This window comes from Streptomyces sp. WI03-4A, from assembly GCF_033792105.1.
Classification (GTDB): Bacteria; Actinomycetota; Actinomycetes; order Streptomycetales; family Streptomycetaceae; genus Streptomyces; species Streptomyces collinus_A.
In genome coordinates this window covers 13,499-24,938 of sequence record NZ_JARAUO010000004.1, presented here as the reverse complement: position 1 = coordinate 24,938, position 11,440 = coordinate 13,499, and the positions used below count along the sequence as shown (strand labels likewise).

The 11,440-nt window shown below is 72.1% G+C and carries 9 protein-coding genes and 2 pseudogenes; 4 read left to right on the top strand and 7 right to left on the bottom strand.

Features of this window, described 5'->3' with window-relative positions; translation table 11 throughout:
- The first annotated feature begins 3 nt into the window (after positions 1 to 3).
- Positions 4 to 1,719 carry an allophanate hydrolase gene (locus tag PV343_RS06575; protein WP_319145820.1) on the top strand — a complete coding sequence of 572 codons (1,716 nt, stop codon included), beginning with the start codon at positions 4 to 6 and terminating at the stop codon, positions 1,717 to 1,719.
- Positions 1,720 to 1,793: 74 nt separating this feature from the next.
- Positions 1,794 to 2,477, top strand: a complete 684-nt coding sequence (locus tag PV343_RS06570; protein ID WP_319145819.1) for a helix-turn-helix domain-containing protein — start codon at positions 1,794 to 1,796, stop codon at positions 2,475 to 2,477.
- 234 nt (positions 2,478 to 2,711) lie between these two features.
- On the opposite strand, the pseudogene PV343_RS06565 reads toward PV343_RS06570, so the two are convergent.
- From PV343_RS06565 to PV343_RS06540, 6 genes and pseudogenes are all read right to left on the bottom strand, one after another.
- Positions 2,712 to 3,011 (bottom strand): annotated as a pseudogene (locus PV343_RS06565) (hypothetical protein); the annotation flags it as partial.
- A 273-nt stretch (positions 3,012 to 3,284) separates the two neighbouring features.
- Positions 3,285 to 5,795 (bottom strand): ATP-binding protein, encoded by a 2,511-nt coding sequence (locus PV343_RS06560; protein WP_319145818.1) that lies wholly within the window; start codon positions 5,793 to 5,795, stop codon positions 3,285 to 3,287.
- Positions 5,796 to 5,904: 109 nt separating this feature from the next.
- Positions 5,905 to 6,717 (bottom strand): intradiol ring-cleavage dioxygenase, encoded by an 813-nt coding sequence (locus tag PV343_RS06555; protein ID WP_319145817.1) that lies wholly within the window; start codon positions 6,715 to 6,717, stop codon positions 5,905 to 5,907.
- Positions 6,718 to 6,781: 64 nt separating this feature from the next.
- Positions 6,782 to 6,969, bottom strand: a pseudogene (locus tag PV343_RS06550) (hypothetical protein); the annotation flags it as partial.
- Between the two features lie 79 nt (positions 6,970 to 7,048).
- A complete protein-coding gene (locus tag PV343_RS06545; RefSeq protein ID WP_101375765.1) occupies positions 7,049 to 7,468 on the bottom strand; it encodes a hypothetical protein in 420 nt (139 codons plus the stop codon).
- 70 nt (positions 7,469 to 7,538) lie between these two features.
- The gene (locus PV343_RS06540; RefSeq protein WP_415923463.1) at positions 7,539 to 8,495 is read right to left on the bottom strand and encodes an SDR family NAD(P)-dependent oxidoreductase; all 957 of its coding nucleotides are present in this window, start codon (positions 8,493 to 8,495) and stop codon (positions 7,539 to 7,541) included.
- Positions 8,496 to 8,623: 128 nt separating this feature from the next.
- On the opposite strand from PV343_RS06540, the gene PV343_RS06535 reads away from it, so the two are divergent.
- Entirely contained in the window at positions 8,624 to 9,214 is a 591-nt protein-coding gene (locus PV343_RS06535) for a TetR/AcrR family transcriptional regulator (RefSeq protein ID WP_415923459.1), read from the top strand.
- Between the two features lie 142 nt (positions 9,215 to 9,356).
- On the opposite strand, the gene PV343_RS06530 is transcribed toward PV343_RS06535, so the two are convergent.
- Entirely contained in the window at positions 9,357 to 9,560 is a 204-nt protein-coding gene (locus tag PV343_RS06530; protein ID WP_319145814.1) for a hypothetical protein, read from the bottom strand.
- Positions 9,561 to 10,141: 581 nt separating this feature from the next.
- Here PV343_RS06530 and PV343_RS06525 point away from each other — a divergent pair.
- Entirely contained in the window at positions 10,142 to 11,041 is a 900-nt protein-coding gene (locus tag PV343_RS06525) for an NADP-dependent oxidoreductase (protein ID WP_319145813.1), read from the top strand.
- Positions 11,042 to 11,440 lie beyond the last annotated feature (399 nt).

The window sequence follows — 11,440 nt, the reverse complement described above, 5'->3', positions numbered from 1 at the left end:
GTCATGACACCGGCCGCACGCGTGGCAGCCGCCTACGACCGCGCCGCCAACGCCGGCCGACCCGAGATCTGGATCCACCTCAGGCCACGCGGGCAGGCGCTCGCCGAGGCGGCCGGTATCGACCCGGCGCTGCCGCTGGCCGGCCTGACCATCGCGGTCAAGGACAACATCGACGTGGCCGGGCTCCCCACCACAGCGGGCGCGCCGTCGTACGCGTACGTGCCGCGGGCCGACGCGCCCGCGGTCGCGCGGCTGCGCGCGGCCGGCGCGGTGGTCCTCGGCAAGACCAACCTGGACCAGTTCGCCACCGGCCTCGTCGGCACCCGCAGCCCGTACGGCGCGGTGCGCAACGCCTGGGCCACGGACCGCGTCTCGGGCGGCTCGTCCTCCGGCTCCGCCGTCGCGGTCGCACTCGGCATCGCCGATCTCGCACTCGGCACCGACACGGCCGGCTCCGGGCGGGTGCCCGCCGCCCTCAACGGCATCGTGGGCGTCAAGCCCACCAAGGGACTCGTGCCCGTGACCGGTGTGGTCCCCGCCTGCTACACCCTCGACTGCGTGAGCGTCTTCGCCCGCGACCTGCGACTCGCCCGCACAGCAGCCGAGTTGATCGAGGGCCCGGACCCGTCCGACCCGCTCTCGCGCACCGGCGCCCCGCTCCCGCCGCCCCCCGCCCGCCCGCGGATCGCCGTCCCGGCCCCCCAGCACCTCCAGGACATGGCCGACGGCTGGCGGGAGGCCTTCGCCGCCGCGGTCACCCGGCTGGCGAGCACCGGGGCGGAGATCGTCGAGACCGACATCACCCCGTTGCTCCAGGCCGCGGACCTGCTGTACGGCGGCGCGTTCGTCGCCGAGCGGTACGCCGCCGTCGGCGCGCATCTGGAACAGCACCGCGACCTGATCGGCACGGACCTCGATCCGACCGTCGCCTCCCTCGTGCTGGCCGGCCGGGAGAAGACGGCCGCCGACTGGGCAGCCGACACCGCGCGCCTCGCCGCGCTGGGCTCCGCCGGACGCGCCCTTCTCGACGGCTGTGCGGCGCTGCTGACCCCCACCACCACCTGGCACCCCACCCTCGCTCAGGTGGCGGCCGACCCGGTCGGCGCCAATGCCCGGCTGGGCCGTTTCACCAACTTCGCGAACCTGCTGGACTGCGCCTCGCTCGCCGTGCCCGCTGGGTTCGCGGACGGCCTGCCGTTCGGCGTGATGTTCACCGGGCCGGCCTTCTCCGACCGCGCCCTGGCCGTCCTGGCCGAGCGGTTCGCCAACCCGGGGCTCGACCTGTTCGTGGTCGGCGCCCATCTCACCGGGCAGCCGCTCAACGCCCAGGTGGTGCAGGCGGGCGGCACGCTGGTGGGCCCGGCGCGCACGGCCGCCGGCTACCGGCTGTACGCCCTGCCCACCGACCCGCCCCGGCCGGGCCTGGTCCGGGTCGCCCCGGCCGGGCACGGCGCCGGCACCGGGCCAGGCGCCGAGGCCGCGCGCGGCTCCGGGAAGGGCGACCTGACCCTGGCGGGCATCGAGGGCGAGGTCTGGCGGCTTCCGGCGGCGGGCTTCGCAACGTTCACCGCCGCCGTTCCCCCGCCGATGGCCATCGGCACCGTGGAACTGGCGGACGGGCGGCAGGTCAGCGGCTTCCTCGTCGAGCCGTACGCCGTCGAGAGCGCGCCCGACATCACCCGCTTCGGCGGCTGGCGGGCGTACACGGCCTCCTCGTGAGCGACGGCGGCGCAGCAGCCGTCTTCCTGCCGGCCCCAGCCGAGTGCCTGGCACCGGGGTGGCAGGATGGGCCCATGACGACGACGCGTCCCCGTCAAGGCAGGCCCCGGCACACGCCGCCGTCCGACCCCGGCACCTCCGCCCGCGAGCAGATCCTCGACGTCGCCGGGGCTCTCTTCGTCGAACGCGGAATCGCCGGCACCAGCACCCGCACGATCGCCGAACGGGTCGGCATCCGCCAGGCCTCGCTCTACTACCACTTCGCCACCAAGGAGGACATCCTCGCCGAGCTGCTGGCCACATCCGTACGGCCCAGTCTGCGGATGGTCGAGCGGATCCGGGCGCTGGTGCCCGAGCGGGCCGAGCCGGCCGCCGCCCTCTACGCGGTGGCAGCCCTGGACGTACGCACCCTCGCCGGCACCACCTACAACATCGGCACGCTCTATCTGCTGCCGGAGGTGCGGACCGAACGGTTCGACACCTTCCGCGCCGAACGGGGCCGACTCCAGGCGAACTACGGCGTCCTCGGCGCCCTGGCGGCCACCGGGGACGTCGCGCGGAGCATGCCCGCCGAACGGATCGGCGAACTGCTGATCCAGCTCGTGGAGGTCGTCATCCAGATACGGCACTCCCGCGAGCCGGAACCGGCCGACACGGACGCCATCGCGTCGTCGTGCCTGCGGCTGTGCGGCCTCGCCGAGCGAGAGGTGGCCGCGGCCAGGGACCGGGCTGAGGAACTGCTGAACGGTTCTGACTGACCGCTGACTCACCCTGCGCATGGTCCCGTTCGCCGTGGCGAGCGCGGCCTCGCCGCGCTGGCCCAGCTCGGCCTCCTGGCGCGCTACGGCGGCAAGCCCGGCCCGGACCGCGCCGCGGCCTGCGAACCCTACGTCCCGCCAGCCCCGCATCCGGCTCTCGTGGAACTGTCCGAGAAGGCCACGGAGGCCGCGGCCTGACAGCGCCACCCCGGCCACGTGAAGCGCGCGGACTCGTCAGTCGATGTCGGGGATATCGGCTTCTTTGAGGAGGCGGGCCGCGAGGTCGTCGGCCCACTCCAAGGCCCAGACGCGCAGCGCGGTGATGGTGGCATCATCGAGCCCATAGGCGGCGAAGGCCTCGTCGTCGGTCCACCCGGCGCCCGTGGGGTTCGACCGCAGATCCTCGCGCTCTAAGCGGCCACGGGCGTGACGGCTGCCGAACTCCTCGAGTTCCACAGTGCTCCAGGGGAGTGAGGCCGCGTACACGTCGATCAGGTCGCGGGGCGCTCCGCGGTCGGCAAGGGCGCGGACCCGTGGTGCGCCGTGCTGATGGGCACATCGGGACCGTCAGTGCGCGACGCAGTTGCCGGCGCCGTCCTGCGCCCGCACGCTAACAAGCAGGCGTACGCGCGGTGACAGCCAGTTGTAACGGCCGGGATGGCCGAGCGGGCCTGCTCGGCATGGCCATCCAGGCCCCCTTCAACCGGATCTCGTCACGGACCTGCCACCAGGCGAGCCGACCGAATCGTCGTCAGAGCGGTATCCACTGTTCGGTACCTCGAGCTCTTGAAGGCGGCGTGTCGGATGTCAAGGAACCGAAGCTTCCGAATCTCGTCGACCGAACCACAGGGCGATCTGTGTGCGTGAGCGAAGCCCCAGCTTGTCGCGCACCCTGTCCAGATGTGTGGCGACCGTATGCGCCGAAAGCCCGAGTTGGCCGGCGATCTGCCGGTTGGTCAGCCCCTTCGCGACGAGTTCGACCACCATGAACTCCCTGGCGGTCAGCCGCCACCACTCGTCGCCGGCCCCCATGGTGTCCGGCCCCTGCCGGACCTGCTCTCGGCTTCCTGTCCGCAGGGCGTAGGCGACGAGCCGGTCCCCGCGCAGCCCGCGAGCGCCGACGACCGCGGCCTCCCGCGCCGCCGTCGGCAGCAGGGTCCGGGCGCGGGCCGCCGCCTGCTCGATCCGGCGCCGCCAGGGCGCCTCGGGCTCGGTGTCCAGCCGGCGTCGCGCCTGCGCGCTCGCCTCGCACAACCGCAGGGCACGCTGCATGTCACCGCTCTCCGCGGCCACCAGCGCCAGGCCCTCGACGGGGTACAGCGCGTGGAAGCTCCCTCCGGGCGCGATGCGCAGCACTTCGGCGAAGAGGGCCTCGGCGCTCTCCAGCTGCCCCAGAGCCAGCCGGACGGCGCCCGCGGTGTGCAGCGCGGCCGCGGCCCGGGGCCAGGGCGCCTGCTCCCTGAGTACCGGAAGGCAATCCGCCATCAGCTCGTCGGCCTCGCGCTCCGCACCCGCCTGGAGAAGCGCCCAGGCCAGGTGCTGGGTGCACCACGCGACGTCCTCGGGCGAGCCGAGCGAGGCGACGACGTCCAGGCACGCGCGCAAGTCCGTGACGGCCTCGGCGAATTCGCCGCGACACAGCCGCGCCGCGGCCCTGGCGTCGAGTGCGTTGGCGAGCCCGGCGGGCACGTGACGCCGCCGCTCCAGGTTCACCGCCCGCTCGCCCAGGGACAGTGCTCGGTGCGGGTCGGCCTTCTGAGCGGCCACGCGTGCGGCGAGCGCGGCCACCTCCCCGCCCAGTGCCCGACCGCCGGGCTCCCGTAGCAGTCCGGTCAGCAGTGCGCCCGCGGCCGACGGTCGTTCCTGCTGGTAGTGCACCCGGGCTAGCTCCAGGGTCAGCCGTACCCGCGCGGCCTCGTCCTGGCCGGTGGCGTGGGCCGGTACCGAGGTGAGGTTGTCCCGTTCCGCCGTCAGCGGGCTGCTCGCCTGGTCGGCGAACACATCCCCGCGATCGCGCTCGGCCACCTCGTGTAGCCACGTGAGGGCGCTGCGCAGGGTGGGGCCCAACTCGCCGGATGCGCGCAGACGTTCCATGGCGTAGGCGCGGATGACGCCGAGCTGCCGGAAGCGGGTGGGCGTCGCGTCCCCCGGCAGCCGTACGATCAGTGATTTCGCCTCGAGCGCGCACAGGAGGGGAAGGACCTCTCGCGGCCCAATGCCGCCGCCCGCGCACACCGAGCGCGCCGCGGCCAGATCGAATCCTCCGACGAGGACCGCGAGGCGCCGGAAGACGGCCTGTTCCGCCGGATCCAGCAGCCGGTGGCTCCAGTCGACGGCGGTGGCGAGCCCGCTGTGCCGCCGGGGCCCGGTCCTGCTGCCACCGGCCAGGAGGTCCAGCTGGGACAACTGGTCGTCCAGGCCCGCGAGGATGTCGCCCGGCGCGAGGGTACCGATGTGGCCGGCCGCGAGTTCTACGGCGAGGGTCAGGCCGTCCAGCCGTCGGCAGATCTCCGCGACCAGCCGGCCGTTGTTCCGGTCCAGCGCGAACCCGGGCGAGCGGTGCGCGGCGCGTTCCACGAACAGCCGTACGGCGTCCGCCCGCAGTAGGGCTGTCACGTCGTCCCCGTTGTCCGCCGGCGGCAGGGACAGCTCGCCGACCCGGAACACGGTCTCCCCGGGCACCCGCAATGCCTCCCGGCTGGTGGCCAGGATCCGCAGCCGGGGGCAGCGGCCCAGCAGGGTCACGACCAGCCGGGCACACGGCTCGGCGAGGTGCTCGCAGTTGTCCAGAAGCAGCAGCCGCGAGGCATTACCGATGGTACGGACCAGGACGTCGACCCCGGTACGGCCCGCCCGTTCGCCCACGCCCAGCGCGTCGGCCACGGACTGCGGCAGAGTTACGCCGTCCCGCAGCGAGTCGAGCTCCACCAGGTCGAGCCGGGCGTACCGGCTCGGTAACCCCCTGGCGAACTCCAGCGCCAGCCGCGTCTTGCCCACGCCGCCCGCCCCGGTCAGCGTGAGCAGCCGTGTGCTCCTGAGCAGCGCGCGCAGGCTCGACAGCTCCTGCCGCCTGCCGACGAAGGAGTCGAGGGCCGGCGGCAGGTCGCGCTCACGGGTTGCCGCGGTCGTCGCAGCGGGTGCCGTGGTGGGGGCCGCAATCGACGCGGCACCCTGGGTCCGGACGGTGTCCCGCGCTGCCGTCCGCCGCCGGAGCGCCCGTTGCCGGCAGGCGTTGGAACAGTAACGAGCCGGCCGGCCGCCCTGCGGCCTCGTGATCAGCGTCGTACCGCATAGCTCGCACGTTCGACTCTGGCTCATCCCCGATTCCTGGCCGCGCGTTCTCGCGCCGAAACCATGCGCGGCGAGTGGGCGGTGCGCGCGGTGGCCGGAACCTTCCCAGGGCCCGGCCACCGCTCCCGGACGACCGTCAGGGTGTGGCGGTGGGGTCGATCCCGAGTACGACGGTCCCGGTCACGCCCTTGCTCAGGTCGCTGCCCTTCTGGGTGAGGGTCAGTAGGGTCGACGAACCGCCGTTGCGGTAGATGCCGTCCCTCGCGTTGAGCGTGCGCGTGGCCGTGTTGCGCCGGTAGGGGGACAGGGCGGCGACCCTGGTGTTATAGGTCTCCGGGAAGTAGAGCTGGCCGGTGTGGGAGATGCGGCCTCCGTGATAGGTCCCGTTGGAGACGGTGCCGCCGACGTGCGTCTTGACGTGGATGTGGAGGGCCCGGCCGACGTACCACCCCGGGTAGACGGTGGTGAACTCCGCGACCCCGGAGGCGTCGGTCAGCTGCACACCGCGCAGGAAGGTCGTGTCGGGAGTGGATCCGCCGGCGACGTAGCCGGAATAGATCCCCAGCGCGTCACAGTGCCAGATGTCGACGGCCGTGTCGGGCAGTGCGGCGCACGTGGTGCTGTCTATGACCGTGACGCGAAGGGTCAGCGGAACGCCGGCCTTGCCCTCGGTGATGTCCTTGCGGACCCGCTCCAGGTCCAGGTAGTAGGGGCCCTCGGTCTGCTCGGGCGTGAGGACGCACGCCGCGGCGAGCGGGGGAGCGGGCCGGTCCGCGCTCCGAGCCGCCGCGGCCGCGGCCTGCGTGGCGGTGAGTCCCAGTGCGGCCACGCCGAGCGTGGCGCCGCCGAGGGTGGCGATGACGGACCTGCGGGTGGCACCGGCCGGACCCTCGGCCGGCTCGGTGACGCGCTGCGGGTCCGTGGCGTTGTGGTGGGGGGTGTCAGTCATGCAGCGACCATGGCGCGCACGACGTTCCACCGGATCGCTCGGACGAGCGACGAGATCGAACGCGTTACGAAAGCCGTGTGGGTCCTTCCACCGGACCGCAGAAAAGCCGACGTGCGTCCTCCGGAACTGGGGGCAGGATTGCAGGATTGAGGTGCGCGAGATTGCCGGGCGGGGGTGTGGTCAACGGCCACAGCGGGGCGGCGGTCCCGTCGGCCAGCGCGCCGGCGCGTCGGTGAGGTTCATGCGCTCGCGCGGCGATCTTGTGGCGGGGTTCTGTCTCCTCGCTGACCGGCGAGCGCACCGCGGGCGACCGCGCGGGCAATGTGCTTCGTCAGCTGGCCAGGATCACGGAGGCGACCGTCCGCCATCCCGCGTCGGTACGGGCGGCCAGGTAGAGCACACGGACACGCTGGAACTCCCGCCCCTGGCTGTCCTGGCGCGCCCAGGTCACCTCGATTTGCGCGGCCCGCTCGTTGAGCACGCGTACCACCGGGTCGAGGGCCTTGCTGCCCCCGTAGTCGGCGTCGCGCAGTGCGCGCAGCTCGTGTGCGAGTCCCTGGGAGAGCGCCTCGGCGGAGGTGAGAGCGGTGTGGGCCGTGCCCGTGGTCATGCTGATCGGCACCGAGAAGTAGTCGAGGAGCGGCGCGGGATCGGTGCTCCCCTTTGCTGCCAGTCCGATGAACGTCTCGACGTAGCTGTCGAACCATGCCTGTGCTTCGTTCGCGACGGCGGCCAGATCGGTGTGCGTCATGATTTCGTGACCCTTCTTGCAGAGATTTCAGGTGCGGGCTTCTTGGAGGGGAGTGCGCTATGCCGTCGTGTCACCGATTCGCGAACGCGTTGGTGCCGGTCAGCTGGGCGGACAGGGTCCACAGGCGTGCGGCCTGTTCGGGGTCGACCGCGTAGGGCCGGACTCCGGGTGCGTCGTCCTGGGAGAGCGGGGCGATGTCGCAGTCGTTCAGGTAGACGCCGCCGGTGTGGGCCAGCTGCGGGGAGGCGGCCGCCCAGACCTGGGTAGCGGCACCCTGTCCGGGGGTCTTGAAACTGGGGGCCGTGTTGCCCTGGTCGTCGATCCAGCCGAAGGCGATCATCTCCTCGCGGGTCATGTGCCGCTGGAGCGGGGTCATGACGGCACCGGGGGCGACGGCGAAGGCCCGCACCTGGTGCTCGCGGCCGAGCGCGTCGAGGTGGACGGCGAACAGCGCGATCGCGGTTTTGGACTGTCCGTAGGCGACGGCCTTGTCATAGTCGTTTGCGAACATGACGTCGTCCCAGCGGATCGGCGAATAGCGGTGTCCGGCAGAGCTGAGCGCGACCACGCGCGCGCCGCCGTCGGCTGCCAGGGCGGGCCACAGCCGGTTCGTGAGTGTGTAGTGGCCCAGGTGGTTGGTGGCGAACTGCGCCTCCCAGCCGGGTCCGAGGCGGGTCTCGGGCAGGGCCATCACGCCGGCGTTGTTGATGAGGATGTCGATGCTGCGGCCGCTTGCCAGGAACACGTCCGCGAAGGTGTGCACGCTGGCCTGGTCGCCCAGGTCGAGACGGCGCACCTCGACCCCGTCCACTGCGGTGAAGGCTTCCGCGGCCGCTTCCGGGCGGCGGACGGCTGCGACGACAGTCGCGCCAGCGCCCCGCAGGGCGCGTGTGGTCTCGAGCCCCAGTCCGGAACTACCGCCGGTCACGACTGCGAGCTTTCCGGTGAGGTCGAGGCCGGCCAGGACGTCGGCCGTGGTGCTGCGGGCCCCGAAGCCGGAACCGATGGGCTGCTGTGCTGTCATGATCGCCATTCCTTGCGCGTGGAGCGTCGCGGTCAACGCCGTAACCGGGGAGTTCCCCGGTTAGTCATGACGGTAAGCGGGGAACTCCCCGGTTGTCCAGTTACACTGGTCCCCCGATGAAGGGAGCAGCCTTGACCACCAAGCCGAGCGTGTTGCGCGCCGATGCCCGCCGTAACCGGGAGCGCATCCTCGAAGCGGCCGTACGCGCCTTCTCCGAGAAGGGCCCGGACGTCGCGATCGACACGATCGCCAAGGCCGCGGGCGTCGGCTCGGCCACGCTCTACCGCCACTTCCCCACGCGCGAGGCGCTCGTCGAGGCGGCCTACCGCAACGAGCTGGCCCGCGTCTGCGACAGCGCCGCGAAGCTGCTGGCCGACAACCCGCCCGACCGGGCGATCCGCCGGTGGATGGACGACTTCATCGACTACCTGGCTGCCAAGCAGGGCATGGCGGACGCGCTGCGGGCCGCCGTCGCATCCGGTGCGGACCCCTTCGCCGAGACCCTCTACAAGCTCGCCACCGCGCTGGGCACCCTGCTGCACGCCGGCGCCGACGCCGGTCTCCTGCGCCCGGGCATCGACCCCTTCGATGTCGGCTTCAGCCTGGCCGGCATCGGACTGATCACCAGCGCTCCCGACCAGCGCGAACGGGCTGGACGCCTCCTCGACCTGCTCCTCGACGGCCTCCGGTACGGAGCGGACGGAAAGGCGTCCAGTTCGTGACCCGGCTTTGGCCGCAATCCTCGCCGGCTTTGTGACGTCGGCGGTCCAGCAGCCCCGACCGCGTTGCGGAGCGCGAGCCACTGACACGGGTCAGGAAATGCGAAACAGGCACTGAATCGGTTGCGGACCCATCGGACAGGCCCTAGTCGTCGACCTGGCCAAGCCCTGCTCCGAGGACAGTTGTTTCGAGATCGAGACCGCCCTGCCCGCCGGCCGTCCGCACACGACCTCCGGTGGCCGCTCGTTCAACGACGACTTCGTCGACACCCTGCTCGTGGGCGGCGTCGACGGGGAGCGTCTCGGCGACGGCGACGGCGTCGACCAGGCGGCCAAGCCGGCCACCCACACCTTCCCCTACCTCAACGCTCCCAACTCGCCCCCGCCGGACCGGGCGCCCGCCTGGCCGCGTTCATGCCTCCCCAGGAAGCGGCATGACCGGGGCGTCGGCCCAGGAGCGCGAGCCGGGACGAGCGGCACCATCGCCGTCATGAATCTGCGAGGGCAGATCGACGGGCTGGCGGTACGGCTCAGCCGAACGGGTGCGGGGGAGACGCAGGGAGAATCTTTCTGTCACCCCCGGAGTGGCAGCGATGGTCCCGTTCCTGTCCCGGCTTCGAACCGAGCCACCGCATCCAGCCGCACTCGCTCCCGGGCTTCCCTCTCGGCGTCGGTCACGCCGCCGCCCTGCGCGTACCTCACGGTCACAGCAGTGCAGCGCAGAGGGCTCGATGCTCAGCCGAACGACCCGACAGCACCCAATCAAGTTCACTAGCTGGATGGGCTCGACACGAATGCGGCTGAGACCGCAAGTGACCTCTGTAGGGGATCTCGAGGTCGACACTGGTGCCTGCTTTGGCATTCCGGCCCGTACCTCCAGGTCAGCCGGGCTGAGTGAGAGGACAAAGATCTGCTGTGAAGGCGTGCGGAGTGCCTGGGGCCGAGCAGGAAGTCGCGTTGCTGGAGTTGCCCGAACCGTCATCTCCCGGGCCCGGACAGCTCCTGGTGGCGGTCGAGGCGGCCGGGGTCGGTCCATGGGACCAGCTGCTGAACGGCGCTGGTTGGGACGTGGGGCTGCGCCCCCCGGCGGCCTTGGGAGTGGAGGGCGCGGGCAAGGTGCTGGCTGTCGGTGCGGGGGTCACCTGGTTTGCCGTAGGCGACCGGGTACTCGCGCACGAGGCTCCGCTGCCCGGGGGAAGCGGCTTCTGGGCCGAGCGCGTTCTGATCAACGCGGATCACACCGCGGCCTGCCCACCCGGGCTGGACGCCGTGCACGCGGCGGCGCTGCCGGTCAACGGACTCACCGCGTTGCAGGCCCTGGAGAAGCTGGACCTCAGCCGAGGACAGCGGCTGCTGATCACCAACGGAGGCGGGGGCACCGGAGCTCTGGCCATCCAGCTCGCCGCTGCCGAGGGCATCGAAGTGACCGCGACCGCGTCTGCTGCCGCCGCGGAGCGCCTGCTCGCTCTGGGAGCGACGGAGGTCGTCGACTACCACGATCCGAACTGGTCGGCCAAGGTACGCGGCGGGTTCGACGCCGCCCTCACCATCGCCACCAGTACGGCGGACTCCGCCCTGCCTCTGGTGCGGGACGGCGGCCGACTGTGCTCCCTGACCTCGGACGCGCCTCCGGAGGAACGAGGCATCACGAGCTGGGACCTCTACGTCGAGCCCAACGCCGCGCAGCTTGTCCAGCTGGCGGAGCAGGCCGCCGCGGGAACCTTGAAACTCGCACCGGAACCCGTGCCGCTGAGCGAGGGACCGGCTGCGTTCGCCCGGGTGGTTACCGGACGGGCCGGCGGCAAGAAGCTCGTGCTCACCCGAGCATGACGTCTGCCTGACGATTTCTCGAGCGCGCCTGGCAGACACCGTGGCCAGCATCGGGATCGGGCGGTGCCCGGTCGAAAGGCGCAGTGCGATTGCCGGGAGCGAGCATCAAAGGTCAGCTCATCCTGCGCCGGGTAACGCTGACCGACCGTCCAGGTCCCGCTCCGCACGCCGACAGCTTGACGGCCGATGGAAACGCCTCGCTGAAATCCCCCTGCCCCAGCATCCCGGGAAGGAGACCTGGCCGAGCGTGGAAGGACCGTGGCGGCGCTCGACGCCTGGCTCGTCTTCGAGGACGAGGCCGGCTTCTCGATGACGCCGCCGACACCCGCACCTGGTCCCGCCGCGGCCACACCCCGGTGATCCGCGTGCGGGGCCGCTCCGCCGCCGCTATATAGCCGA

Coding starts and splice junctions, on each gene's coding strand:
- PV343_RS06575 (WP_319145820.1), top strand. CDS start 4: ATGACACCGGCCGCACGCGTGGCAGCCGCCTACGACCGCGCCGCCAAC.
- PV343_RS06570 (WP_319145819.1), top strand. CDS start 1,794: ATGACGACGACGCGTCCCCGTCAAGGCAGGCCCCGGCACACGCCGCCG.
- PV343_RS06545 (WP_101375765.1), bottom strand. CDS start 7,468: ATGACGCACACCGATCTGGCCGCCGTCGCGAACGAAGCACAGGCATGG.
- PV343_RS06560 (WP_319145818.1), bottom strand. CDS start 5,795: ATGAGCCAGAGTCGAACGTGCGAGCTATGCGGTACGACGCTGATCACG.
- PV343_RS06555 (WP_319145817.1), bottom strand. CDS start 6,717: ATGACTGACACCCCCCACCACAACGCCACGGACCCGCAGCGCGTCACC.